This is a genomic window from Nocardia pneumoniae NBRC 100136, assembly GCF_000308755.1.
In the GTDB taxonomy this organism is placed as follows: Bacteria; Actinomycetota; Actinomycetes; order Mycobacteriales; family Mycobacteriaceae; genus Nocardia; species Nocardia pneumoniae.
Genome location: NZ_BAGF01000081.1, coordinates 63,111 through 87,406 on the forward strand (window position 1 = coordinate 63,111; position 24,296 = coordinate 87,406).

The following is a 24,296-nucleotide window of genomic DNA, read 5'->3' on the forward strand; positions in this document are numbered from 1 at the left end:
ACTGCCCGCCCGAGCTGGGCCGGACCGCTATAGTCCGGGCATGGCTGAGCAGTTTCCGGATCGGCAGTGGGGTTCGAATACCAACCTATTGGCCCGCGCGGCAAGCAGATTGGCGGCGACAAAGCCGGGTTCCCGGTTGATCCGCGCCGTCACTCCGCTCGACCGGGCGATCCTGGAACGCACCGACGCCAAGTACACCCTGCTCGGCCCGATCGGCGCGCCGGTCATCCTGCTCACCACCATCGGCCGCAAGTCGGGTCAGCCGCGCACCCAGCCGCTGCTCTACGTGCACGACGGCGACACGCTCTACGTGGTCGGCAGCAACTTCGGCCAGGCACACCACCCCGCTTGGACCGCCAATCTCCTGGCGAACCCCACCGCGACGGTGGCGATCGCGGGCGAACGCATCGACGTCACCGCCACCCCCGTCGAGGGACCCGACAAAGACACCATCTTCAACCGCTTCGTCGACGTCACCGCCGCCTACGCCGCCTACCGCTCCCGCACCACCCGCGACCTGCGCATCTTCGCCCTCCGCCGGGCGTAACCGTCCCGCGAGTGGCACATGGCCGCGGCATCGGCCGAGTAGCCGTCACCGTGATGTGCCACTCGCGGACGGGCTCAGGCAAGGGCGCGCAGGCGGGGGGCCAGGTCGCGCTGGAAGAGGTCGAGGAAACGGCGCTGGTCGTGGCCGGGGGCGTGGAACACGAGGTGGTTGAGCCCGGCATCGAGGTAGGGCTTGATCTGCTCCACGGCCTGGTCGGGGTCACTTGCGACGATCCAGCGCTTGCCGATCTGCTCGATGGGCAGTGCGTCGGCGGCGGCTTCCATCTCGATCGGGTCGGTGATGCTGTGCTTCTGCTCCGCGGTCAGCGAGAGCGGGGCCCAGAAGCGCGTGTTCTCCAGCGCCAGTTCCGGATCGGTGTCGTAGGAGATCTTGATCTCGATCATCCGGTCGATGTCGTCGACGGTGCGGCCTGCCTTCGCCGCGCCCTCGGCGACCGCGGGCATCAGCTTCTCGGTGTAGAGGTCCATGCCCTTGCCCGACGTGCAGATGAAGCCCTCGCCCGCACGTCCGGCGTACCGCGCGACCAGCGGACCACCCGCGGCGATGTAGATCGGGACGCCGCCCTTGGGCACGTCGTAGATGGAGGCGCCGACGGTCTTGTAGTACTCGCCGTCGAAGTCGACGCGGTCGCCGGTCCACAGCGCGCGCATCAGGTCGACCGCCTCGCGCAAGCGGGCGAAACGCTCCTTGAATTCCGGCCATTCGCCGGTGTATCCGGTGGCGATCTCGTTGAGCGCCTCGCCGGTGCCCACCCCGAGCATGACGCGGTCCGGGTACAGGCAGCCCATGGTGGCGAACGCCTGCGCGATCACCGCCGGGTTGTAGCGGAAGGTCGGGGTGAGCACCGAGGTGCCCAGCTGGATGCGCTGGGTGCGCTCGCCGACCGCCGCCATCCAGGCCAGCGAGAACGGCGCGTGCCCGCCCTTGTGCCGCCAGGGCTGGAAGTGGTCGCTCACGGTGGCGCTGTCCAGGCCGTGTTCCTCGGCCAGCACCGCGATCTCCACGAGTTCACGGGGGCCGAACTGCTCCGCCGATGCCTTGTATCCGAGCTTGAGTTCGCTCATCTGCCACGCTCCTCGCGTATCGTTTCGCCGCCATCGCGATCCGCCCTCGACAGTAGCCAACCCGATCGTCGTGCGGTGCGGACGGCCCGCCGTGGATGATCTTCGCCGTCGCCCGGTGATCGGCCCGGGCCTCAGCAGGAGAACGTCGTGGCCCGGGCGAGGTATTTCGCCGGAATCGCCGGGCGCGGGGCCATGTTGATCATTCCCGTTTCGGTTGCGGGCCGATAGCGGATAATGGCCGCGTGACTGCGGATGACGAACCGATCCTGTCCTACCTGACCGATATGGACGGGGTGCTGGTGCACGAGGACCATCTCATACCCGGCGCCGACGAGTTCCTCGCCGAGCTGCGTGCCAACGAGACGCCGTTCCTGGTGCTGACGAACAACTCGATCCGCACACCACGCGATCTCCAGGCGCGGCTGCGGCACACCGGGCTCGATATCCCGGAGGAGGCGATCTGGACATCCGCGCTGGCCACCGCCACGTTCCTGAACGAGCAGCGCCCCAACGGAACCGCTTATGTGGTGGGCGAATCGGGGCTCACCACGGCGCTGCACGAGATCGGCTACGTCCTCACCGACAGCCAGCCCGACTACGTGGTGCTCGGCGAGACCAGAACCTACTCCTTCGAGGCGATCACCACCGCGATCCGACTGGTCGAGCGTGGCGCGCGTTTCATCGCGACCAACCCCGACCCGACCGGCCCGTCCCGGGAGGGCTCGCTGCCCGCGACCGGGTCGGTGGCCGCGCTGATCACCCGCGCCACCGGCCGCGAACCGTACTACGTCGGCAAGCCGAACCCGCTGATGATGCGTTCCGCGCTGCGCCGCATCGGCGCCCACTCCCAGTCCACGGTGATGATCGGCGACCGGATGGACACCGACGTCATCTCCGGCCTGGAAGCGGGGATGCGCACCATCCTGGTCACCTCCGGCATCTCCACCCGCGCGTCCTTCGAGGCGTACCCTTACCGCCCGACCATGGTGGTGGACTCCGTCGCCGACCTGATCGGAAAAACCAAATCCCCGTTCACCGCCTGATCGGTCGCTCCGCGCCCCATAAACCTCCGCCACCGGATGACCAGGACGACCATCGCATCGTGTTCGGCGGCTCTGTTGATCGTCCTGATCAGCAGGCGAACCAGGACTGCGGCACCCACTGGCGGCGTCGGTAGCGATTGCTCTTGCCCTCAGGGGTTATCGGCAGAGTCTTCTGCCGACGACCCGACGCCGAGCTGGTCGTCTCGAGCGGTGATCGCGTCCATGGCGGCGGAGAGCTTCGTGAGCACCTCGGCGGTCAGCGCGAGCTGTTCGGGGCCGAGTTCGGCGGCAAGGCGCTTGGCCATCACCGCGTGTTGCGGGTTGATGCGCCCGACCGCCGCGCGGCCCGCGTCGGTGACCGCGACGAGTTTCGCGCGGCGGTGCGCGGGATTGGGCCGGTATTCGGCAAGTCCCTTGTCCACCAACAGATCCGCGATGCGCTGCACGCTCTGACGGGTGATGCCCATTTCGCGGGCGATCCCCGCGACGGGCAACGGCGTGTACAGCACCGCGCCCAGCACCTGCCACCACGCGGCGGTCAACCCCGCCGGTCGCGCCAGTTCCTCGGCCAGCGCGAGGAACTGACCGTTCAAACGGAACGACGTGATCGCCGCCGTCGCGAACAACTTCTGTTCATCATCCATCTTCCGCCTCCCGCCGACCGGGTCGGCGGTCCGGCCGATCGACCGGACCGCCGACGGATCGCTACTCACGCATGCTGCGCGTCGTACGCCTCGAGCACCGCCCATCCTTCCGGATCGGCGTGCGCGAACAGCCGGTACCAGCCGTCCAGCACATGCGGCTCGTAGACGCCGAGCCTGCCCAGCACCTCGCGCGCGAATTCGAACGGCGCGCTCGCGCTGGCCGTGATCACGTCGCCGTCGGTGACGGCACGCTCCTGGACATAATGCTCGGCGCCCGCATATCCGCTGTACAGCAGGAATTCCGCGACATTGCTGGTGTGCTTGCGGTTGTCGAGCAGACCCTGCTTGGCCAGCCCGTACGTCGCGCCACAGATGGCGGCGACCGGAACGCCCGCCGCCACGAACTCGCGCGCCTTCTCCCCGAACGCGTCCAGCTCCGGCCCCATCCACGTCTCGGAGCCGGGCAGGATCAGCATCGCGCTGTCGGCGGGCGTGAGATCGGCGAGCACGACATCCGGCAGGATCCGCATCCCGCCCATCGTCGTGATCGGCTCCTGGGTCAGCCCGACCGTCTCGACCCGCCACGTTCCCGGCTCCCGATGCCAGCTCGGCTTGTTGATGTGCGCGGTGGCCGCGCCTACTTCCCAGTCGGCGAGCGTGTCGTAAACGGCCATGTGCACTGTCTTCGTGGTCATGACAGTATGCTGTCATATTTGACAGCATACTGTCAATGCATTCCGCCCGACGCCGCCATCGACGGCCACGGCTCGGCCGGATCGGAACCTCCGCTGTGCGCGGGCAACGCCGGTGCGCCAGAATCCCAGCAGCGCGAAATTCGCGGGAACGGGAGGAACCGTCAGTGAGCGTGTGGGGTGAGGTGGTCGTCGGGCTGGTGATCCTGGTCGGCCTCATCGGGATCGTCGTGCCGATCCTGCCGGGCGTCATCCTGATCTTCGGCGCCATCGCGGTCTGGGCGTTCCTGACCGGTGGAGCCACGGCCTGGACCGTTTTCGCGATCAGCACGGTGCTGCTGGTGCTCTCCGGGGTCGTCAAATACACCTGGCCGGGACGCAAGATGAAGGAAGCGGGGGTGTCCAATCGCGCGATCTTCCTGGGCGCGGTTCTCGGCATCGTCGGATTCTTCGTGATTCCGATTGTCGGGCTGTTCGTCGGTTTCGTTCTCGGCGTGTATCTTTCGGAACTCCACCGGCTGCGCGTCAACCAACAGGCATGGCGGGCAACGGTTCAGGCGCTCAAGGGCGTCGGCCTGTCCATCCTCATCGAACTCTTCGGCGCGCTGCTGGCCACCAGCGTCTGGGTCGTCGGCGCGATCGCCGCATGAGCGTTCAGCGGTCGATGGCGGGGAACGGAATCGTGTCTCCGGCTCGGCTGCCGGGCAATTCGTCGCGGCGCAGCCGCAGCGTCGGCGGTTCCGGGCGATACAGCGGCAGGGTCGGGGCCGGGTCGGTGGTGACGGTCCGCTCGCGAGCGGGAAGCCGGTAGAACGCGCGCGCGTTGTCCTCGAGCACCGCGTACATGTCGGTGCCGACCACGTCACAGATCAGGTCGACGTCCGAGTCCTGGAACGGGCGTCCCGCCCTGGTGCCGGGCAGATCGCTGCCGAACATGAGTGCTTCCGGGTTCACCGCGTGGATGCGGCGCAGGGTGTCGGCGACGTTCATGGCGACCCGACCGAAACCCGTTGCCTTGACCCGCGCCCCGCGATCGACGAGATCGAGCAGGAACGGCAGCCCCTCCTCGGACATGCCGAGATGGTCGACCGAGAGCGCGGGCAGCTTCGAGATGACGGGTTGCAGTGACGCGAGCATCGTGCCGTCGATGTAGACCTCGACATGCCAGCCGACCAATTCGTGCGCGCGCAACGCTTGCAGCGTCATGCCGGTGATGTCGGCGGCCGCGCGTTTGAGGTTGAACCGCAGCGCTCGCACACCGATGCGGTCCAGCTCGATGATCTCCTCGTCGGTGGCGTCCAGGTCGAGGCGGGTGACACCGACCCAGCCCTCGCCGAGCTCGGCGAGGGCGGCCTTCAGGTAGCTCTGATCCGTGCCCTGGAACGACCCGCTGACCACCGCGCCGCCGCTGACGTCGAACCGCGACATGCGCTTGCGGTAGTCCGCGATGGTGAACGGCTCGGGCAGGTAGCCCTCGTTTTCGGCCAGCGGGAACCGCGGGTCGAAGATGTGCAGGTGGGCATCGAACACTTGTACAGAATGCCTCAGTGTCGGATTTTCCGCTGCCACAACAGGGGTGCTGCCGTGGCGGCGGAGGTCGGCCGACGCGGGTGATCAGACCTTGTGCGGCTCGCTGGCGCGCAGCATGTCCTCGCGTTCGACGACCTTGACGCGTTCGCGGCCTTCGGGTTCGCCGAGGGAGCGTTCGTGGGCGTCGAGGCGGTACCAACCGGCCCAGGTGGTGTACGGGATGCCCTTGCCTTCCAGGAACTCGGTGACGGCCTCCGGGTCGGGCCGCTCGGCCGGGGTGAAGCCGGGGGCGTCGTCGAGCAGGCAGGCGATGGTCTCGTTGGCGTCGCCCTTGGTGTGGCCGATCAGGCCGACCGGGCCGCGCTTGATCCAGCCGGTCACGTAGGTGGCGGGCATGTAGCGGTCGGCGCCGTCGGCGTTCTCGTCGATGATCACCCGGCCCGCTTCGTTGGGCACGGTGCCCGCCTGGTCGTCGAAGGGCAAGCTGCTGATGTTCTGCGACAGGTAGCCGACGGCGCGGTACACCGCCTGCACCTCCCAGTCCTTGAACACGCCGGTGCCCTTGACGTTGCCGGTGCCGTCGAGCTGGGTGCGTTCGGTGCGCAGCCCGACGACCTTGCCGTTCTCGCCGAGCACCTCGGCGGGGGACTCGAAGAAGTGCAGGAACAGCTTGTGCGGCCGGTTACCCGGATCGCGGATGGCCCACTGCTCGAGGGTGTTGGCGACCATGTCGACCTGCTTGGAATGCCGGCGCGCGGCTTCGGAGCCCTCGTCGTAGTCGATGTCCTCGGGGTCGACGATGACCTCGATGGTCGGGGAGTGGTCGAGTTCGCGCAGTTCCAGCGGCGTGAACTTGGCCTGGGCGGGACCGCGGCGACCGAAGACGTGCACCTCGACGGCCTTGTTGGCCTTCAACCCCTGGTAGACGTTCGGCGGGATCTCCGTCGGCAGCAGTTCGTCGCCGGTCTTGGCCAGCACGCGGGCCACGTCCAGGGCGACGTTGCCGACGCCGAGCACGGCGACCTTCTCCGCGTCCAGCGGCCAGGTGCGCGGCACGTCGGGGTGGCCGTCGTACCAGGACACGAAGTCCGCGGCGCCGTAGGAGCCGTCGAGGTCGATGCCGGGGATGGGCAGGGCGCGGTCGGCGTTGGCGCCGGTGGAGAAGATCACCGCGTCGTAGAAGGCGCGCAGGTCATCGAGGGTGATGTCGGTGCCGTAGTCGATGTTGCCCAGCAGCCGCACCTGCGGCTTGTCCAGCACCTTGTGCAGGGCGGTGATGATGCCCTTGATCCGCGGATGGTCGGGCGCGACACCGTAGCGGATCAGCCCGAACGGCGCGGGCATCCGCTCGAACAGGTCGATACTCACCTCGACATCGGACTTCATCAACGCGTCCGCGGCGTAGATACCGGCCGGTCCGGCGCCCACGATCGCGATGCGGAGCGGGCGGGTCTTCGCGGTGTGCGCGTCAAGCCCGGAGGAGGAAGCCTGCGTAACCACGGAGGGCTCGCGAACACCGCCATCCGATACTGCACTCTGTTCGGTCATCTCTTACGCGCACCCTTATGGTCGAAACAATTAATGACGTCTGGCTTAGCTTAGGCTAAGTTGACGCACCGGCTCGGTCGCACCCCGTCCGGTGCGGACGCCGGCGTTGCCGGCTCGTGGCTGCACGGTGCTCCGTTCGCCGCGGCGATGAGCTGCCGATTCGCTATGACAGCAGGCTGCCGTCCCGCGATTCTATCGGGAACGTCGATGCCGCCAGGATCCGGTGCGTGAACTCGGTGGATGCCATCGAACATCACAATGGGCGCGTACCCGTTCCCGCGGGGCCTATAGCGGCCCCCGGTCAGCCGACGGACGCCGCCACCGCATTCGTCCGGGGCCGAGCGCTCGATACCCGCGCCGACCAGGGATCATCGAGCCATGACCGAGCAGCAGCCGACCGCGGGCGAGGACGACATCATCCGGGTCGATCAGACCGACAAGCGCTCCATGGTCCCGTTCATCGCGGCCGCGGTGGTCGCGGTGATCGTGCTCATCGCGATCGTGCTCGGCGGGCTGTTGTCGCCCGCTGAGAAAAATGTCACAGACGCCGACCGCATCGCCGCGGCCATCCGCAACTTCGTCGACGGCGCCAACCGCACCGGCACCGTGCCCGCGCCCGGCACCGGATGCGAGGGCTTCGACGCCGCCCGTTCACCACTGGCCGGGCAGTCCGGCGCCGGAAAGTCCGTCGAGCTCAGGAAAATCGACGACGCGATGGTGGACGGCGACAAGGGCAAGGCGACCGTGACCACGAAGGCGGACGGCACGGAGACGACCAAGACCTGGAATCTGACCAGATCCGGCGGCAAGTGGCTGGTCTGCACCTGAGCGTTCCCGCAGTGTGAACCACCGTTTGACACGGTGACCCGGGTCGGTGCAATCTCAGTCGGAGGTCATGAGAACCAGTGTCAAGCCCCGGCATTGCTGGTCGGCAACCCTCCTCCGCGGTGGGGTGCTCCGGGTGACGACCTGGCCGCGCTCCGATCCCGGGCGCGGCAAGTGCGGATTCGCAGGAGGAGTAGATGACTTACGCCGGTGACATCACCCCGCAGCAGGCATGGGATCTGTTGCGCGACAACCCCGAAGCCGTTCTCGTGGACGTGCGGACGGAAGCCGAATGGAAGTTCGTCGGCGTACCCGACACGAGCTCGATCGATCGGCCGACCGTGCTGATCGAGTGGGTCGACTCCACCGGCGCGCGCAACGAGACGTTCGTCGAGCAGTTGAAGCAGGCGCTCGCCGACCACGACCCCGAGGCGCCGGTGGTGTTCCTGTGTCGCTCCGGCCAGCGTTCGATCGGCGCGGCGATCGCCGCCACATCGGCGGGTTACCGCACCTCGTACAACGTGCTCGAAGGTTTCGAAGGTCCGCTCGACGAGTTCGGCCACCGCGGCGGCTCCGGCTGGCGTGCCCTCGGGCTGCCCTGGCGGCAGTCATGAGCGGGGCTCCGGCCTGCCCTCGGGGCTTTGTCGATGGGCGGCAGTCGTGATCACCGGCGGCGCGTTCGACAAGCCCCTGCCCGATGGCGTCGGTCCCGCGACGCTCGGTGTGCGGGGCGGCCTGCGGCGCTCCGGTTTCGAGGAGACCGCCGAGGCGCTCTATCTGACCTCCGGCTTCGTCTACGAGAGCGCGGAAGCCGCCGAGGCCGCGTTCACCGGCGAGGTCGAGCACTTCGTCTACTCCCGCTACGGCAACCCGACGGTCGCCATGTTCGAGGAGCGGATGCGGCTGATCGACGGCGCCGAAGCGTGCTTCGCCACCGCGAGCGGCATGTCGGCCGTGTTCACCGCGCTGGGAGCGCTGCTCGGCGCCGGTGACCGGCTGGTCGCCGCGCGCAGCCTGTTCGGCTCCTGCTTCGTGGTGTGCAACGAGATCCTGCCGCGTTGGGGCGTGGAGACCGTCTTCGTGGACGGCGAAGATCTCGACCAGTGGGAGCAGGCGCTGTCGGTGCCGACCGGCGCGGTGTTCTTCGAGACGCCCGCCAACCCGATGCAGACGCTGGTGGACGTGCGCCGGGTGGCCGAGCTCGCGCATGCCGCGGGCGCGAAAGTGGTGTTGGACAACGTCTTCGCCACACCCCTGCTGCAACGCGGCTTCGAGCTCGGCGCCGACGTGGTGGTCTACTCCGGCACCAAGCACATCGACGGGCAGGGCCGGGTGCTCGGCGGCGCGATTCTCGGCGGGAAGGACTACATCGACGGCCCGGTGAAAACCCTGATGCGCCATACCGGTCCGGCGCTGAGCCCGTTCAACGCCTGGACCCTGCTGAAGGGGCTGGAGACGATGCCGCTGCGGGTGCGCCATTCGGCCGACTCCGCACTGCGGATCGCCCGATTCCTGGAGGGCAACAAGGCGGTCAGCTGGGTGAAATACCCGTTCCTGGAGTCGCATCCGCAGCACGCGCTGGCGACGAGTCAGATGAGCGCGGGCGGCACCGTGGTCACCTTCGAGCTGAAGGCACCCGAGAACGAGGCCAAGAAGCGCGCTTTCGAGGTGCTGAACCGGTTGCGCGTCATCGACATCTCCAACAACCTCGGCGACGCCAAGACCTTGATCACCCATCCGGCCACCACCACACACCGCGCCATGGGCCCCGAGGGCCGCGCCACCATCGGGCTCTCCGACGGCGTCGTCCGCGTCTCGGTGGGCCTGGAAGACGTGGAAGACCTCCTCGACGACCTCGACCGAGCCCTCTCCTGACCGGCCCGGCGAGCCGGTACGGGAGAGGCGCAGGTTACGTCGCGAGGCTTCGATGTCTCACAGGAACTCGGCGAGGACTTTGTTGAAGTCCTCGGGTTCCTCGGAGAACGGCACGTGCCCGCTGCCCTCGAAGCGCACCACCTTCGCGTTCGGCAGCCGCGCGGCGATCCACGCGTCGAGCGGACCGGGGAAGATCTTGCTCTGCGCTCCGTAGATCAGCAGCGCTGGCACGGTGATCAGCGGCAGGATCGGCCGGAAGTCCGCGAAGGCCATGTCGTACCAGATGGCGCAGGCCGCCGAGGTCGGCATCTTCGTCGTCTCCGCGTACACCGCATCGATCACCTCGTCGGACGGTTCCTCCGCGAAGCAGGCGGCGATGAACGGCTTGATCACCAACGGACGGGCGTGCCGCACCGCCTGCACGAACACCGCGAGGTCGGTCTGGCTGTATCCACCTTGGAGCGGGAAATCCCAGCCTTCCCCGTCGAGGAAACGCGGTGACTGATCGACGAATGTCACCGATCGCAGCTTCTCGCAACCGAACTGCTCGACGTAGGCGAGAATCACCGCGGCGCCCATCGACCAGCCAACGAGTGCCACGTCGTCGAGCGCGAGATGGTCCAGCAGACTGCGGATGTCCCGTGCGTACTGCGCCAGGGTGTGACCATCGTCGGTCTTGCCGGAGGCGCCGTGCCCGCGTAGGTCGACGTTGATGACCCGATTGCCTTCGGCCAGCGCGGGCACGTTCTGCGCCCAGAAGGTGGTGTTCATCGTCCAGCCGTGAATGAGCACGACGGGACGACCGGCGCCGTGATCCTCGTAGTACATCGGCACGCCATCCGGCAACTCCAGGTAGGGCATCGATAACCTCCAGCTCAGGACAAATGGTGCTCACACGATGACGTGCCGGCCGGGGCGCGGCCAAGATCGCGAGGAGGGGTTGCATAGACGTTGCAGCGCAAGGCAACCCGTTGTCAGAGCGACGGCGACGTGCCTAGTCTGGTCCGAACGCCATGACCGCTCGGCGCGGCGAGCACCGGCCGGAATACCACGAGGCAAACGCATTTGGTGACCAGGCAGACGCACGTGATGCGTGCCGACGTGCGCGCCTCCTGGGATCGCGCGCAACGTCGCGGCCTGCATCCGGACCGCCATCTCCCCGAGGTCGGTCTGACCGGGGACGAGGTCAGGACCTGGCGCAGGGACCATCGGATGGCCTCGGTGTGGCCTGTGCTGTTCGCGAGTCTGGAGAGCGCCGCGTCCGAGCCGGGCCACGTGCTGTTCGGCGGCGACGCGGACGGCCATCTGCTGTGGGTGCAGGGCGATGCCGCGGCCAGAAAGGTGGCCGAGCGGGCCAACCTCGTCCCGGGAGCACGCTGGCACGAGGCCGAGGCGGGCACCAATGGCGTCGGCACCGCCCTGGCCCTCGGGCGAGCCTTCCAAGTTCGCGGCACCGAGCACTACCTGTCGATCGCCGCGGACTTCACCTGCTCGGCGGCGCCGATCCGGGACCCGGTCAGCGGCGCTGTGATCGGCGTCGTCGACGTCACCTGCAAGCTGCGCAACACGAGTCCGCTCGCGCTGCCGCTGGTCACGACGGCGGCGCGGCTCGCCGAGGCGCATCTGCGTGACCTCGCGCGGCAGCGCGATGCCGAGATCCGGACCCGTTATCTGGATCGGGTCCTCAGCCGCGTCGGCGGCCACTGCGCTCTGCTGTCGCCCGAGGGCAGGCTGTTGCATGCGGCTCCATCGGGGTGGCTGCCCGCGATCTGGCCCGCGCCGCTGCTCGAGGGCGAAACCGAACTACCCGATGGGCGGCGGGTGGTGATCGAGCGACTCGCGCCGGGTGGGCCGTTCTCCGTCCACGCTCTGCCCACGAGGTATTCCGGCGAGCAAGCTCCTCGAGTCAGCGCGCTGGGCCGTGACCGCGCCGTCCTGTGGATGGACGGGCTGGTGCACGAGCTCAGTCTCCGGCACAGCGAGCTGATGGTGCTCCTGCTCGCCAACCCGAATGGACTGTCCGCCGCGAGATTGGCCGAAGAACTGTACGGAAACGACGGAAAAGCCGTGACGGTACGCGCGGAGCTTGCCCGGCTTCGACGAATCATCGGATATCGCCTCTCCTCGGACCCGTACCGGCTCGACAGCCGCATTCGCGCCGATTTCCGGCAATTGGAATCGGATGTCGCGAAGGGCGTCGTCGGCGATCTGCGGGGCAGGTATCCGGGCCCCTTGCTGCCGGTGTCCGATGCGCCCGGGGTGCGGCGGATACGCGAGCGACTGCACCGCCGATTGGCGTCCGCTCCCCCGTCGAGCCAGTAGTCGATCCTGCCATTCCCAGGGATGAGGACCCGAGCCGCTATGGCGCAGGGCCACAATTCATCTCGGCACCAGTGCTGGGCGGGAGACGTGTCGAATGGGGCTCTGGGCAGGCGGAGGTGGTCATGACTAGCGGGGAGGTGGCGCAGCTCGCGGACAGCGAAGCGTTGGACGCGAGCGGCCACGCCGAGAACGAGCCGGGCGCGGACCGGCCCTCGACATCGACGGCCGACCGGAAGCAGCCCGACAATGCCGTCCAAGCGGCACGTCTTCTCGCCGACCTGGCACGGCACGCGCCGGGTGGTCCCACCGGGACGCCCGCGTCGGGCACCCGCGCACAAGCCGTTTCCACTTCGAGCACAACCGCCGCGGCACCGAGTGTGCAACCGCCGCCATCCACCGTGGCAGCGGTATCCAACGGCGCCGCATCGCCACCGCCCGGCGGTGTCGTCACGCCACCGCAGAGCACCGCGGCACCGTCCGGCACGCCCGCCGCGGCCGAGGCGCCGCCACCGTCAGGGATCGATCCGGAGATCATCGCGAGCCTCGCGCCCGCGGCCATGACGGCACTGCCGATGCTGGCGTCGGCGCTGGCCGGGCTCGCGGGCGGTGGATCAGGGGCGGGATCAGGCGGTTCGGCACCCGCCGCCGCCGAACCCAGCGCCGCCGCGCTGTCGCCGGAAGCACAAGAGGCATTGGACGCCTTGGAAACCCTGGCGGCCCTGTACGGCACCGACGGCACCGCGTCGGGCACTGGCAATCTGGGCTCCCGTCCGGGGGAAATCGGCGGATCAGGCGCGACAGCGACCGCGGTCAGGGCGCGGGCGCTGTTCCAGAAGAACGCGGCGAGAGCGTTCAACACGCTCGACAACGAACTCGCGCGCTACGTCTCCGGCCTTGCCGGGTCGAACAAAGCCGACCGGAAAGCGGTGATCCGGTTGGTGCGCGACGTCAATGTTCAACTGGCCGAACTCGGTCCCGCCGCCTACACCAAAGAAGGCCAGCGGAAAGCGCACCAGATACTCAGGGAAGCATTGCGGAAGGCGCAAACCATCGTCCGCGGCGGTCAGGCCAACGCGACCGAAACCGCCGCGGCGGTCGATCGGCTCACCGCCCAATACCTCAATGCCCTTGCCGGAAAACAATCGCAGCTGGGCAGCGCGTTGCCGGGTAGTGGCCGACCCCGATCGCCCCTCGATCCGGGGAGATACCGAATCAGCTCGCACTTCGGCCCCCGTGGCGGCAAGCATCACGGCGGACTCGATATGGCCGCTCCCGCGGGCACGCCCATCTACGCCGCCACCGGTGGCACGGTCGTCAAGGCGGGCAACTACGGCGACGGCTACGGCTACCAGGTGCGCGTCCGGTCCGCCGACGGCACCGAGACCATCTACGCCCACCAGACGCCAGGCAGCATCCGGGTCAAGGCAGGCGATCGAATCCCCGCGGGCACCGTGATCGGGGCCGTCGGGTCCACCGGCAACTCCACCGGCCCGCACCTGCACTACGAGGTGCGGCGTAACGGCCGCTCCATCGAGCCCATCGCCTACCTGGCGTCGCAGGGCGTTCGAGTGTGACCCGGCTCGTCGTTCCAGCGTTATTGTCATACTGTCAATACACTCCTCCCGGTGGCCTCCGGGAGGACGCACCGGCCGCCGGTGCGCTGGATCAACGACGAACCGAGGTTAGGCGTGAGCATTCCATCCACCGCCGGGCAGGGCCCGCTCGCGGGCATCAAGGTCATCGAGTTGGCCGGTATCGGCCCGGGTCCGCACGCGGCGCTGCTGCTGGCCGACCTGGGCGCCGACGTGGTGCGGGTGCAGCGCCCGGGTCAGCTCCCCGGCGGATTCGACCGGCCGCAGCTGCGCGGCCGGACCATTGTCGAGGCGGATCTCAAGGACCCGGCGGACATCGAGAAGGTGCTGCGGCTGATCGAGAAGGCGGACGTGCTGATCGAAGGCTTCCGCCCCGGCGTCACCGAGCGGATGGGCCTGGGCCCGGACGACGCGCTCGCCCGCAACCCGCGCCTGGTCTACGGCCGGATGACCGGCTGGGGTCAGCAGGGACCGCTGGCCGACCGCGCCGGACACGACATCAACTACATCTCCATCACCGGCGTGCTGCACGCCATCGGCCGTAAGGGCGAACGCCCGGTCCCGCCGCTGAACATGGTGGGCGACTTCGGCGGCGGCTCGATGTTCCTGGTGTTCGGCGTCCTCGCCGCCTTGGTCGAGCGCCAGAACTCCGGCAAGGGACAGGTGATCGACGCGGCGATGGTCGATGGCGCCCTTGCCCTTTCGCACATGATCTGGGGCATGCGCGGCTCCGGCGCCTGGTCCGATGAGCGCGGGGTGAACCTGCTCGATACCGGGATGTCGTTCTACGACACCTACGAGACCTCCGACGGCAAATACATGGCGGTCGGCGCGATCGAACCGCAGTTCTACGCGCAACTGCTCGCCGGGCTGGGGATCGACCAGGAAGGACTGCCGTTCCAACTCGATCCGGCGGGTCAGGACACGCTGAAAAAGCTCTTCGCCGAGCGCTTCCGGACCAAGACCCGCGACGAGTGGACGGAGATCTTCATCGGCACCGACGCGTGCGTCTCGCCGGTGCTCACCTTCGAGGAGGCGACCACCAACGAGCACATCACGGCCCGCGGCTCGCTTCTGAAGCTGGACAACATCACCCAGCACGCCCCCGCGCCGCGCTTCTCGCGCACTCCGAACGGGGTACCCACCCCGCCGCCGACCACGGCCACGCCGATCGAGTCGGTCTGGGCCGACTGAGCACCGAGGGCGGGGTGTCGCGCGGGACCGCACGTGCGTGTCGCCGCGACCTCCCGCCCGGGTGGTTCAACATTGCAACAAACCAACCGGTTCGACAGTTCGGCATCGCACCTGCAATACTGTCCGCGAGCAGGCGGCTTTCGAGCGCAGCTGAATTCCCTCCGGCGCCATCCGGTTCGCTCCTTGACCGCACGCTCGAACTGGAGGCCTCGACGCCGTGCGGCCTTCCGCACGCCGTCCGAGCATGACGTGGGCCGGCTCCGAGGGGTGGCCGGGCGGTCGTGCCCGGCGGCGCTCGGAAGGGTAGTACCGCCGGCTCAGGCCCTCCCTCAATCGGGGCGCAGGTGAATCATCCTCGCTTGTGCGAAATCGGTTCAGTAGCAGGTCAGCGGCGTCAACGGATCGGCGGCGCGCGGCGTCAGCGCCTGGTAGGCGGACGCGATCGCCTTGACCGCCAACCGCAAGTCGGATTCCCGGTGGGTGAACGGCAGTCGCAGGAAACGTTCGAACGCGCCCTGCACGCCGAATCGCGGCCCGGCCGCGAGCAATACGCCGTGATTCGGCGCGGTGGCGGCCAGCGCCGTCGACACCGAAGTGGGCAGCTGCACCCACACCGACATGCCTCCCGCGCCGACGGTGACGCGCCAATCCGGCAACTCTTCGGCGAGCGCGTCGAGCAGAGCGGCGCGCTGCGAACGCAAGTGGTCCCGACGACGGTCGAGGATGGTGTCGGCGTGCTCGAGCAGGTGCACGGTGGCCAGCTGGTCCATCACGGGCGTGCCGAGGTCGACGGTGGAACGGATGCCGAGCAGTTTGGTGATCAGCGCCTGGTTGGTGCGAATCCAGCCGACGCGCAGACCGCCCCAGAACGATTTCGAGGCCGAGCCGATCGTGACGATCTCGGCGCCTTTCGCGAAACTCGCGACCGGAGGCGGCGGGGCGGCGTCGCCGAGTCCCAGATCCGCCATGGATTCGTCGATCACCACGGTCATCCTGGTTTCCCGTGCGATGGCGGCCAGTTCGGCGCGGCCGTCGGCGTCGAGCAGCAGCCCGGTCGGGTTGTTGTAATCCGGCACCAGATAGGCCAGGCTGGCCGCGGTTTGCCGTGCCGCGCTGCGGATTCCGTCGAGATCCCAGCCGCCCGCCGGATCGTCCGGGCGCAGCGGCACCGGCACCGGACGGGCGCCGACATCGCGGATGGCCTCGATGGCGTTCGGATAGGTCGGGTGGTCGATGAGCACGCGGGCGGCGGGCGCGGTGAGCACGTTGAGCAGCAGGCGCATGCCGTGCTGGGCGCCGAGGGTGACCAAGATCTGGTCCGGCTCGGTCGGCAGGCCGCGCGCGCTGTAGCGGCGGGCGATCGCCTCGCGCAGCGCGAGCACACCGACCGGGTCCATGCCGTGCGTGCCGAGATAGGGCGGAATGCCTTCCAAGGCAGCGGAATACGCGTCCTGCATCTCCAGCGGGGCAGCCATGGCGGCGTAGGTCATGTCGATCGTGGGCAACTCGGGCGAGCCCATCATGGCCAGAATGCTCCTGGCCGGCTTGATGCCATCGTGCTGCACGTCGCGGGGTAACGCCACGGTGCTGCGCGAGCCCTGCCGGCTGATCAGGTAGCCGTGCTCGCGCAGCAGCGCGTAGGTGGACGTGATGGTGGTCCGGCTGACGCCGAGCGTGGCGGCGAGGTCGCGTTCGCTGGGCAGCGCGACGCCGAGCGGGGCGCGGCCATCGTGGATCAGCAGCCGGATGCCTTCGGCGAGGGCCAGATATGCCGGACGGGTGGACCGCCGTCCGGCGGAGTCCGGCTCGCCGTCGTGCACGTTCCGCCAGCTGCCCAGATCACGAGCCAGGCTGCCCGCGCCGATCACTCTCGTTGCCATGCGGTCCAGTATCGGCTGATTGGATATTTATTGGCAAGGCCAGTCGAGCGCACTCTGGCGGAATGAACGCCCTCGCCACCTTGTTCCTTGTGGCCGTTTTCGGCTATTCGATCTATCACTATGCCCCGAAACGCGACGAGCGCGCCTTCCGCCTCGAACGCTTCCACCCGGGCACACCGATGTCGGACTGGACCCTCTCGTACTACGAGGAGCAGCGGCGATACTCCGACCTCGCGGCGATCTACAGTCGCGGAGATCTGCCGGATCCGGACTGGCCCGTAACGGAGAAGCCGCGCGTGTGAGCGGCAGACGCCTCGGACCACCGGATCACGGACGCAAATCTCAGGCCAGTTCCACATAACTGGACTGTTCGTTTCGGACTTGTCGGTCCTCGGGTGCAGACTTGGCTCATGAGTGACGCCACGCGCCTCGCCTCCGCGGCCGTTCGCCCGGCAGGCGAGGTCACCGGCTCCGCCGCGGAGCCCGCGGCCTCGAGCCGTCCGGCCGTGCCAGTCGCTGCTGCGCTGTTCGATACCGCGATCGGCTGCTGCGCGATCGCGTGGAGCGGCGAAGGGGTGATCCGTTTCCAGCTCCCCGAGGCGAGCCCGGCAGCCACCCGCGCGCGCATCACCCGCCGCCGCGCCGGATACCCGGGCGAGGAGATCCGCGAAGAAGCGCCCACCGGCCCCATCGCCGAGGCCATCGCGGGCATCCGCGCCCACCTCGCGGGAGCACTCGACGACTTGCGCTGGATCCAGGTGGATACCACCGGAATTCCCGCGTTCCACCGCGCCGTCTACACCGTGACCCGCGCCATCGATCCCGGCCACACCCTCAGTTACGGCCAGGTCGCCGAGCGCGTCGGCGCACCCGGCGCCGCCCAGGCCGTCGGACAAGCCCTCGGCCGCAACCCGATCCCGCTGATCATCCCGTGCCATCGCGTGCTCGCGTCCGACCATGCGCTGCACGGATTCTCCGCCCCGGGCGGAATCGACACCAAGCAGCGGCTTTTGACCATCGAGCGCACACCGGGATTCGGCGAGCCCACCCTGTTCTGAGCCTGGAATCGGCGGGTCCGGCTGGCCGAACAGCACGCACCGACCGTGCTGGATCAGGACCAGCCTGGTAGCGGCCGACAACACGGACTCGCCGGGCGACTACGAGGCCGACCGTGGTGTGCGCGACTCCATGCGCGGTGAACCGCGGCGCCCAGGACTGGTCCGCGGTCGGCGCTTCGCCCCTCGTCATCGCGCGGGCGGCAAGAGCGAGGCGCGGCTCCCGCGAGGGCGGCCGGGCCGTCGCCACGGTTGTCCCCGATGCTGCCCAAGAGGTCCCCACGCTCGGCCACAATCCGAACGTCGGCCTGCTGGCGCCGGTCGCGGTCGCCTTGCTGACCTGCGCCGAGCCGCCAGCACGGCTCGCTCCCGGAGGCTGGGAAGCACGAACGCGGCGTCGCCGATTCAGTCGATCGGGTGTTCGCGGTAGAAATCGCAGGCTTCACCGGTGATGTAGCCGTCCATGCAGCCGAAGTACGTCTGGATGCACACGTTCGTCGAGCAACCGAGTTCGATCAGCTTGTCCCTGATCCTGGTGTAGCGCTCCTGAGGAGTCTCCGACTTCGACGGCGCCACCGTCGCCGAGGGGTGCGCCGAGCTGGTCGCCGGGCCGGGCTGACCGTCCGAGCACCCGCCTACCAAGGCCACCCCGGCCGCTAGGACACACGCCACGATGGTTGATCGCACGGTAGCTCACCCGCTCCCGGATTCGCCGCGCATCAGTGCGCCGAGTGACTCGCGGTCGGTGACGTCCATCTTGATGCAGGCACGGTAGAGGTGGCCCTCCACCGTGCGTACCGAGACGGTGAGACGGTCGGCGATCTGCCGGTTGGACAAGCCCGCCGCCACCAGGTTCGCGATCTCGCGTTCCCGCGCGGTCAGCGGCAAAGGCTGCGCGGCCTGCCGCAAGGCGGGAGTGCTCGCTCCGCCGCAGGCGGCGGCCAGTCGATTGGCCATAGCGGCGGACTCCAGCAGCCTGCGCCGGTCCCCGGCCCGCTCGTGTGCCGACGCGGCCTGTGCCGCGGCGTCGGCGGCCGACAGCATCGCGCCGATCCGCTCGAATTCGGCCGCGGCGGCGTCGAGTCCGGGACCGTCGTGGGCGGCCAGCGCCACCGCGTGCCGCGCCTGCGCCTGCACCAGGCGCCCTTCCACCCGAGCGGCCAGGTCGGCCAGTCGTCCCGCCACGGAGTGGTCGCCGAAGCGGGCCGCCGTGTGCAGGGCGATGGCCTCGATCGCGTGCTGATGCGCTTGAGCCGCCGCGTCGGCGGCGCCCACCGCGATCCGGATGGCCGGAGAGACGGTGCCTTCGGCCGCGGCCAGCCAGGCGCGGGCGACTTCCAATTGCGGCTCGTAGACCGCGCTGTGGCGGCCGCCGCGCGCGGTCGCGTGGGCGATCGACTCGGCGGCCTCGGTGGCGCGGCCGAGCGCCGAATACGCTTCCGCCAGCCGGATTCGCGCGGGGAACATCCAGGCGGCGGCCCCCTCGGCGGCCAGTGCGGCCAGCGCCTGTTCCAGATGCTCGATGCCGTCGTTGAACCGGCCCTGCGCCACGTCGACGGTGCCCTGAAGGATCTTCGACATACCCCAGGCCAGGTACTGGCCGGGCGAGGAGTAACCGAAATACGCTGCCGCGCAACGGCGTGCGGCCTCCAGGTCGCCGGTGAAAGTCAGCGCGAGCACCTCGGCGTGCGTCGACATGAAGCGGTTGAGCCCGTCGATGTGCTCCTCCACCTCGTGCCCGCGTGCCGCGTACTGTCTGGCCGCTTCGCCCTTGCCCATCAACGCCAAGGCCAAGCCGCCGCCGAACGAGGCCCACCACACCGCCCACGGCGGCGCGTCCTTCGTGGACATGACCGTCTCGGCCTCGGCGACCGCCTTATCGATGTTGTTCTCGTTGACCCAGCTGGCCGACGCGAGACCGGTGAAGATGGCCGCGATCTTCGGATGCCGCACCTTCCCGCGCACCAGCGTAAGCACCTCGTCGGCGCGGTCGGCATCGCCCATGGCCCACAACAGGTTCGCCACCCTGGTACTGCCCCAGCGCGCGAGCTGCACCTCGTCGAGCTGATCGGGGTCGAAGCTGGCCAGCGTGCGTTCGGCCTCGATCCGGTGGCCCTGCCACAGCAGGGCGCGCGCCAGCAGGTCGGCGGCCTCCACGCCGCCGCGTCGTTCCACCGCGGCCCGCGCGAAGCGTTCGCCCAGCGGCAGATTCGCCAATCCGATCGCGTCGGCGGCGGCCGCCTCGAACAATTCCAGATCCGCGGATTTATCGCTGTCCAAGGCCAATTCGGCCAAGCGGATCCGGTCGGCCGCGGATTTGATCGGACGTTCCTTCAGCGAGGAATACAGGCGGCCGCGCAAGCGCCGCGCGGAGGCGATGCCGAGCCGTCGCCGGATCACCTCACCGAACAGCGGGTGGTTGTAGCGCACGCTCAGCTCTTGCGTATTCTCCACCACCTTGATCACGCCACGGGTTTCGGCGGCTTCCACCGCGTCCTCACCGGCCAATTCGGCGAGCACGTCCAGATCGATCGGCTCGCAGAAGGTCAGCAGTTCCAGCACCCGCAGCACCGACTCCGGCAGCTGCTCGACCCGGTCCTCGAGCAGCGCGGCGAGTTCCGAGGTCACCGCGGCACGCCCCCGCAGCTGCCAAACGCCGTTGACCTGGCGCAACGTGCCCGCCTCCAGCGCGCCCTCGACCAAATGCCGGAGGAACAGCGCGTTTCCGGCGGAGGACTCCCACATCAGATTGGCGGTGAACCCCTCCAGCTGCCCGCCGAGCATCGACTCCACCAGCTCCACGCTCTGACGCTGGGTGAACGGGCGCAGGTCGATGCGCGTCAGGTGCCCGTCTTTCCACAGCGAGGTGATCGCGTCCGGCACCGGGACCCCGCTGCGGACGGTGACCACGATGTGCGCGGCTTTGTCGATGGCCAGCTGGAGCAGCAGGGTGGCGGAGAGCTGGTCGAGCAGGTGCGCGTCGTCCACACCGATCACGGTGTGCCCGTCGGCGAGCAGCGCCTCGCGCGCCGCCGACATGAACGTGACCGGATCGTGCGCCGTATAGACCCCGACCATGTGCGCGAATACGCCCAGCGGAATGCTGCGCGCCGACTCGGTGCCCGCCACCCAGCGGATATTGCCGCCGATCGCGGCGGTGGCGTGCCGGGCCAAGGTGGTCTTGCCGACTCCGGCATCGCCGGTGAGGACCACCCCGACGTGCTCCGGACCGGTCAGCGCCGCGCGGATCGCCTCGAATTCGCTTTCGCGCTCGATCATCGGCCAGTTCCGAGCCATGCTCTAACTTTAGAGCTTGAACGATCATGATCGAAGCCGAGCGGGCCCGATAACCATGGTGAATTTGTGGTGAACCCCGCCGAATTTGCGCTCACCGCGCGGAATTCGAACCGGTTCTAGCCGAGGACGTCGTGCCGGACGATGGTCTGGTCCCGGCCCGGTCCCACGCCGATGCAGGAAATCCGGGCGCCGGACAGCTCCTCCAGCCGCAACACGTACGCCTGCGCGTTGGCGGGCAGTTCGTCGAAGCTTCGCGCGCCGGAGATGTCCTCCCACCAACCGGGCATTTCCTCGTAAATCGGCTTCGCGTGATGGAATTCGGTCTGCGTGGTCGGCATCTGCTCGACCCGCTCGCCGTCGACCTCGTAGGCCACGCAGATCGGCACCGTCTCCAGACTGGAGAGAACGTCCAGTTTGGTGAGGAAGTAATCGGTGATGCCGTTGACCCGCGTGGCGTAGCGGGCGATCACCGCGTCGAACCAGCCGCAGCGCCGGGCGCGGCCGGTGGTGACGCCGACTTCACCGCCGGTCTTGGCCAGGTAGGCGCCGGACTCGTCGAACAGCTCGGTCGGGAACGGCCCGGAACCGACCCGGGTGGTGTAGCACTTCAGGATGCCGAGCACCGTATTGATCTTGTTCGGCCCGATGCCCGCGCCAACCGCCGCGCCGCCCGAGGTCGGGTTCGACGAGGTGACATACGGGTAGGTGCCGTGGTCCACGTCCAGCAGGGTGCCCTGCGAACCCTCCAGCAGCACGGTCTCGCCCCGCTCCAGCGCCAGATTCAGCTTCAGCCGGGTATCGGCGATCCGGTGCTTGAAGCTGTCGGCCTGCTCGAGCACCTCGTCCACCACCTGCTGCGGGTCCAGCGCGCGGCGGTTGTAGATCTTGACCAGCACCTGGTTCTTGAACTCGAGCGCGGCCTCGACCTTCTGGGTGAGGATCTTCTCGTCGAGCACATCCGCGACCCGCACCCCCACACGGGCGACTTTGTCCTGGTAGCACGGGCCGATACCGCGTCCGGTGGTACCGATCTTCTTGTTGCCGAGGAAGCGTTCGGTGACCTTATCGATGGCCACGTGGTACGGCATGATCAGGTGCGCGTCGGCCGAGAGCAGCAGGCCGGAGGTGTCGACGCCACGGTCTTCCAGCCCGGCCAGCTCGGCGAGCAGCACGCCGGGATCGACGACGACGCCGTTGCCGATGACATTCGTCACGCCCGGGGTGAGGATGCCGGAGGGGATCAGGTGCAGCGCGAAATTGTCGCCGTTGGGCAGCACCACGGTGTGACCCGCGTTGTTGCCGCCTTGGTAGCGGACCACCCAGTGCACCCGGCCGCCGAGCAGATCGGTTGCTTTGCCCTTCCCCTCGTCGCCCCACTGGGCGCCGATCAGGACGATTGCCGGCATGGTCGTGTTCTCCTACGGTTCGACAGGCAACACGGACGTGTTGCAGCTACCTGCCGTACTGAGGCGGTGGCCGGAAGCACAGTCTAGCCGACCCGTCCCAGGCGGCATCGCGTCGGATCTCGTCGTAGGCTCGACACCCGTGTGGTCACGGCCGGGCAGGGCTATGGTTGCACGGCACGCCGCGCGGCAGCGCGGCGTGCACAGGCGAGCCCTGGCGGGTTCACCTGGAAGTGGCGAGGGGCCCGACGGTGTCGGCTCGAACCGAGGAGGGTGTACGGCAGCTTGAGTACCCATGTTCTCCGCTGCGACAGCGCACCCGTACCCATCGCGCTCGCGGCACTGCCGACCACGCAAACCGCCGCCATTCCCGATCCCGCCGAGATCGACGAGCTGCTTCCCGTGCTGGCCGCCGACAGCCTGCCGCGGCTGATAGTGCTGGGCGAGGACGCCGCACTGGCCGCGGTGCTCACCCACCTGATGCGCACCGAACGGCTGCACGTGGAGATCGGCTACGTGCCGGTCGAGAAGACCTACGCCTCCCGCGCGTACCAGACCGGCACCGGCAACGCGGCGGCCAAGCGCGCCATCGAGGGTCGCGGCGTCCAGACACCGCTGATCCGGGACGACACCGGCACGGTGCTCGTCGGCCGCGCGGTGATCACCGGCGTCGAGGGCGCGAAGCTGGAGGGCGAAGCCTACGTCGACGACACCCAGCTGTTCTCCGGGAAAGTGACGGCCATGATCGTCTCGCCGTCGCTCGAACTGCCCGGTGTGCGGGCAACCGTGCGTAAGCGCATCCGCAAGCGCCGCTGGGTCGAGGGGCGGGCCGCGCAGCTCGGCACCCCCGGCGCGATCGTGACCAGAGACGGCATTCGCACCGACCGCCCGGTGCCGCGCGCGAGCTTCTACCGTCACCACGAGTCCTGGCACCTGGTGCGATGAGCGCGCCATTCCCGATCAATCGCCGATCGCGCGCCGTCCGGCCGAGCCCGGTGTTCCTGCTCGTGGTACTTCTCACGGCGGTCGGCGGCGCGCTCGCCTGGGACGCCCCCGTGGATTCGACCAGGGCCAAGGCCGGGGTGTTCGTCTTCGTGGTGTTCGGCTGGGTCGTCACCCTGTGCCTGCACGAATTCGCGCACGCGTTCACCGCGTGGCGCGCAGGCGACCGCGAGGTCGAACTGCGCGGCTATCTCACCCTGAATCCGTTGAAATACAGCCATCCGCTGCTGTCGATCGTTCTTCCAATGGTGTTCATCGCGCTCGGGGGGATCGGCCTGCCCGGCGGCGCGGTCTACGTGCACACGCACAACGTCTCGCCGCGGACGCAACGAATCATCAGCGGCGCCGGGCCTGCCGTGAACGCGCTGTGCGCGGTGCTGCTTCTGGTTGTGGTCCGGATCTGGGGCAGCACCGAAGCGCATCCGGCGTTCTGGTTCGGCCTGAGTTTCCTTGCGTTCCTCCAGATCACGGCAACCCTGCTGAATCTGATCCCACTGCCCGGACTGGACGGCTACGGGATAGTCGAACCGTCCCTGAGCTACCAGACCCGGCGCTCGCTCGATCAGTTCAAGCCGTTCGGCATGCTGATCCTGTTCGCACTGCTCTTCACACCCGCCATCAACGAGGTGTTCTTCGACGCGGTGTACGCGCTGTTCGAATTGTCCGGCGTGCCGTCGAATTGGTCGCGGTTCGGGGGTTATCTGACCCGCTTCTGGACCTGATTCCGGGTCACCGCACGCGCAGCAGCACAAGGCCGCCCGG

At 68.6% G+C, this 24,296-nt stretch carries 23 protein-coding genes and 1 riboswitch; of the genes, 13 read left to right on the top strand and 10 right to left on the bottom strand.

Features of this window, described 5'->3' with window-relative positions; translation table 11 throughout:
* Positions 1 to 40: 40 nt before the first annotated feature.
* Complete coding sequence (locus ON34_RS26530) at positions 41 to 547, top strand: nitroreductase/quinone reductase family protein (protein WP_040784448.1); 507 nt, start codon at positions 41 to 43, stop codon at positions 545 to 547.
* A 74-nt stretch (positions 548 to 621) separates the two neighbouring features.
* On the opposite strand, the gene fgd is transcribed toward ON34_RS26530, so the two are convergent.
* Positions 622 to 1,632, bottom strand: a complete 1,011-nt coding sequence (gene fgd, locus ON34_RS26535; RefSeq protein WP_040784451.1) for a glucose-6-phosphate dehydrogenase (coenzyme-F420) — start codon at positions 1,630 to 1,632, stop codon at positions 622 to 624.
* A gap of 284 nt (positions 1,633 to 1,916) precedes the next feature.
* On the opposite strand from fgd, the gene ON34_RS26540 reads away from it, so the two are divergent.
* Complete coding sequence (locus ON34_RS26540; RefSeq protein ID WP_174372077.1) at positions 1,917 to 2,675, top strand: HAD-IIA family hydrolase; 759 nt, start codon at positions 1,917 to 1,919, stop codon at positions 2,673 to 2,675.
* 149 nt (positions 2,676 to 2,824) lie between these two features.
* On the opposite strand, the gene ON34_RS26545 is transcribed toward ON34_RS26540, so the two are convergent.
* On the bottom strand, positions 2,825 to 3,319 hold the full coding sequence (locus tag ON34_RS26545; RefSeq protein WP_040784557.1) for a MarR family winged helix-turn-helix transcriptional regulator: 495 nt from the start codon (positions 3,317 to 3,319) through the stop codon (positions 2,825 to 2,827).
* 65 nt (positions 3,320 to 3,384) lie between these two features.
* Complete coding sequence (locus ON34_RS26550; protein ID WP_040784457.1) at positions 3,385 to 4,014, bottom strand: type 1 glutamine amidotransferase family protein; 630 nt, start codon at positions 4,012 to 4,014, stop codon at positions 3,385 to 3,387.
* Between the two features lie 164 nt (positions 4,015 to 4,178).
* Here ON34_RS26550 and ON34_RS26555 point away from each other — a divergent pair, with 164 nt between their 5' ends.
* Positions 4,179 to 4,661, top strand: coding sequence for a DUF456 domain-containing protein (locus tag ON34_RS26555; RefSeq protein ID WP_040784459.1), 483 nt, complete (start codon positions 4,179 to 4,181; stop codon positions 4,659 to 4,661).
* Between the two features lie 4 nt (positions 4,662 to 4,665).
* Here the strand turns inward: ON34_RS26555 and ON34_RS26560 are convergent, their stop codons facing one another.
* Positions 4,666 to 5,541, bottom strand: coding sequence for an amidohydrolase family protein (locus ON34_RS26560; protein ID WP_040784461.1), 876 nt, complete (start codon positions 5,539 to 5,541; stop codon positions 4,666 to 4,668).
* Positions 5,542 to 5,625: 84 nt separating this feature from the next.
* Positions 5,626 to 7,089: an FAD-dependent oxidoreductase gene (locus ON34_RS26565; protein WP_245548206.1), complete on the bottom strand. Its 1,464-nt coding sequence runs from the start codon at positions 7,087 to 7,089 to the stop codon at positions 5,626 to 5,628.
* 378 nt (positions 7,090 to 7,467) lie between these two features.
* Between ON34_RS26565 and ON34_RS26570 the strand changes: the two genes are divergently transcribed.
* The 3 genes from ON34_RS26570 (at position 7,468) to ON34_RS26580 (ending at position 9,789) form a co-directional block, all read left to right on the top strand.
* Positions 7,468 to 7,917, top strand: a complete 450-nt coding sequence (locus ON34_RS26570; RefSeq protein ID WP_040784462.1) for an Rv0361 family membrane protein — start codon at positions 7,468 to 7,470, stop codon at positions 7,915 to 7,917.
* A gap of 63 nt (positions 7,918 to 7,980) precedes the next feature.
* Positions 7,981 to 8,097, top strand: a riboswitch (SAM riboswitch).
* Between the two features lie 14 nt (positions 8,098 to 8,111).
* The gene (locus ON34_RS26575) at positions 8,112 to 8,528 is read left to right on the top strand and encodes a rhodanese-like domain-containing protein (RefSeq protein WP_040784464.1); all 417 of its coding nucleotides are present in this window, start codon (positions 8,112 to 8,114) and stop codon (positions 8,526 to 8,528) included.
* 46 nt (positions 8,529 to 8,574) lie between these two features.
* Positions 8,575 to 9,789 carry an O-succinylhomoserine sulfhydrylase gene (locus ON34_RS26580; protein WP_040784465.1) on the top strand — a complete coding sequence of 405 codons (1,215 nt, stop codon included), beginning with the start codon at positions 8,575 to 8,577 and terminating at the stop codon, positions 9,787 to 9,789.
* Positions 9,790 to 9,846: 57 nt separating this feature from the next.
* On the opposite strand, the gene ON34_RS26585 is transcribed toward ON34_RS26580, so the two are convergent.
* Positions 9,847 to 10,650 (bottom strand): alpha/beta fold hydrolase, encoded by an 804-nt coding sequence (locus ON34_RS26585; RefSeq protein WP_040784467.1) that lies wholly within the window; start codon positions 10,648 to 10,650, stop codon positions 9,847 to 9,849.
* A gap of 207 nt (positions 10,651 to 10,857) precedes the next feature.
* On the opposite strand from ON34_RS26585, the gene ON34_RS26590 reads away from it, so the two are divergent.
* The 3 genes from ON34_RS26590 (at position 10,858) to ON34_RS26600 (ending at position 14,897) form a co-directional block, all read left to right on the top strand.
* Positions 10,858 to 12,111 carry a GAF domain-containing protein gene (locus tag ON34_RS26590; protein WP_157172437.1) on the top strand — a complete coding sequence of 418 codons (1,254 nt, stop codon included), beginning with the start codon at positions 10,858 to 10,860 and terminating at the stop codon, positions 12,109 to 12,111.
* A gap of 122 nt (positions 12,112 to 12,233) precedes the next feature.
* Positions 12,234 to 13,685, top strand: a complete 1,452-nt coding sequence (locus ON34_RS33845; protein ID WP_051023147.1) for a M23 family metallopeptidase — start codon at positions 12,234 to 12,236, stop codon at positions 13,683 to 13,685.
* Between the two features lie 114 nt (positions 13,686 to 13,799).
* On the top strand, positions 13,800 to 14,897 hold the full coding sequence (locus ON34_RS26600) for a CaiB/BaiF CoA transferase family protein (RefSeq protein WP_040784469.1): 1,098 nt from the start codon (positions 13,800 to 13,802) through the stop codon (positions 14,895 to 14,897).
* A gap of 374 nt (positions 14,898 to 15,271) precedes the next feature.
* Here ON34_RS26600 and yczR read toward each other — a convergent pair whose 3' ends face one another.
* A complete protein-coding gene (gene yczR, locus ON34_RS26605) occupies positions 15,272 to 16,777 on the bottom strand; it encodes a MocR-like transcription factor YczR (RefSeq protein WP_040784470.1) in 1,506 nt (501 codons plus the stop codon).
* Between the two features lie 62 nt (positions 16,778 to 16,839).
* Between yczR and ON34_RS26610 the strand changes: the two genes are divergently transcribed.
* Together ON34_RS26610 and ON34_RS26615 are read left to right on the top strand one after the other, a co-directional pair.
* Complete coding sequence (locus ON34_RS26610) at positions 16,840 to 17,079, top strand: hypothetical protein (protein WP_040784474.1); 240 nt, start codon at positions 16,840 to 16,842, stop codon at positions 17,077 to 17,079.
* A 204-nt stretch (positions 17,080 to 17,283) separates the two neighbouring features.
* Positions 17,284 to 17,835 carry a methylated-DNA--[protein]-cysteine S-methyltransferase gene (locus ON34_RS26615; protein ID WP_040784565.1) on the top strand — a complete coding sequence of 184 codons (552 nt, stop codon included), beginning with the start codon at positions 17,284 to 17,286 and terminating at the stop codon, positions 17,833 to 17,835.
* Positions 17,836 to 18,237: 402 nt separating this feature from the next.
* Here ON34_RS26615 and ON34_RS26620 read toward each other — a convergent pair whose 3' ends face one another.
* The 3 genes from ON34_RS26620 to ON34_RS26630 form a co-directional block, all read right to left on the bottom strand.
* On the bottom strand, positions 18,238 to 18,519 hold the full coding sequence (locus ON34_RS26620) for a hypothetical protein (protein WP_157172438.1): 282 nt from the start codon (positions 18,517 to 18,519) through the stop codon (positions 18,238 to 18,240).
* A 6-nt stretch (positions 18,520 to 18,525) separates the two neighbouring features.
* Complete coding sequence (locus tag ON34_RS26625; protein WP_040784480.1) at positions 18,526 to 21,129, bottom strand: helix-turn-helix transcriptional regulator; 2,604 nt, start codon at positions 21,127 to 21,129, stop codon at positions 18,526 to 18,528.
* 116 nt (positions 21,130 to 21,245) lie between these two features.
* A complete protein-coding gene (locus ON34_RS26630) occupies positions 21,246 to 22,535 on the bottom strand; it encodes an adenylosuccinate synthase (RefSeq protein ID WP_040784483.1) in 1,290 nt (429 codons plus the stop codon).
* A gap of 282 nt (positions 22,536 to 22,817) precedes the next feature.
* On the opposite strand from ON34_RS26630, the gene ON34_RS26635 reads away from it, so the two are divergent.
* Together ON34_RS26635 and ON34_RS26640 are read left to right on the top strand one after the other, a co-directional pair.
* On the top strand, positions 22,818 to 23,477 hold the full coding sequence (locus tag ON34_RS26635; RefSeq protein WP_245548207.1) for a hypothetical protein: 660 nt from the start codon (positions 22,818 to 22,820) through the stop codon (positions 23,475 to 23,477).
* A complete protein-coding gene (locus tag ON34_RS26640; RefSeq protein WP_040784487.1) occupies positions 23,474 to 24,256 on the top strand; it encodes a site-2 protease family protein in 783 nt (260 codons plus the stop codon). Before ON34_RS26635 ends, ON34_RS26640 begins: the two co-directional genes overlap by 4 nt.
* The last annotated feature ends 40 nt before the right edge of the window (positions 24,257 to 24,296 follow it).